Source organism: Paracraurococcus lichenis (assembly GCF_030657435.1).
GTDB classification, from domain to species: Bacteria; Pseudomonadota; Alphaproteobacteria; order Acetobacterales; family Acetobacteraceae; genus Paracraurococcus; species Paracraurococcus lichenis.
Genome location: NZ_JAUTWS010000405.1, coordinates 1 through 673, shown reverse-complemented (window position 1 = coordinate 673; position 673 = coordinate 1). Strand labels below are relative to the sequence as shown.

The 673-nt window shown below is 69.7% G+C and carries 1 protein-coding gene; it reads right to left on the bottom strand.

The features are described from left to right. Positions 1 to 231: 231 nt before the first annotated feature. Positions 232 to 673: helix-turn-helix domain-containing protein (locus tag Q7A36_RS40510; protein ID WP_305109445.1), on the bottom strand; the 442-nt coding region annotated here is incomplete at its 5' end.

Below are 673 nucleotides of genomic sequence, written 5' to 3'. Positions count from 1 at the left end.
TCAGGTTGGTGCAACTGCTGACCGGCTGGAGATGCACCCGTCCCGTCATGGGGTGGAACAGGGTCAGGATCTTGCAGGTGCCGCCCCGGATGTATTCGTGTGGCCGGGTCGCGGGCTGGCCTTGTGGCCTCCGGCTGCTGCCGGGCTGTGGCACCGCCTGGAACGGACCGGCCTCGTCCTCACACCAGACATCGAGGCCGAGCGAGACGCCAAGCGTGTAAGCCCTCTCGATCAGCCCCTTTTTACGGCAGCGTCCGGATCGACGACGGTGACGAGACCTTCGTGCTTTCGCTTGCGGGTGACCACCCCGGTGTCGCACCAGCTCCGCCCCTTCTGCCAGCTGTACCCGCCCGCATGCAGAGCGCGGCCGATCGTGTAGGTGCTGATGCCGGGCAGGCCGTCCTCGGCCCGGCGCAACGCCTCCCGCAGCGTCGCCAGTGACCACGTCGCCGTGCCGTCCCGCGTGCGCTCTGGAGGCCGCGTCACTTCGGCCAGGATGCGCCGCTGCTCGGCCTCGCCGTAGCGCACGGGGTGGCCGCCGCCATGCCGGGGCACCACCGCGGTCAGACCGTCCCGGTTGAAGTTCGCAACCCAGCGCGCGACGGTATCGCCGTTGTCGCGCCCAACAAGGCAAGCCGCCTCCGTGTAGCTCTGCCCTCCAGCCACTGCCAGC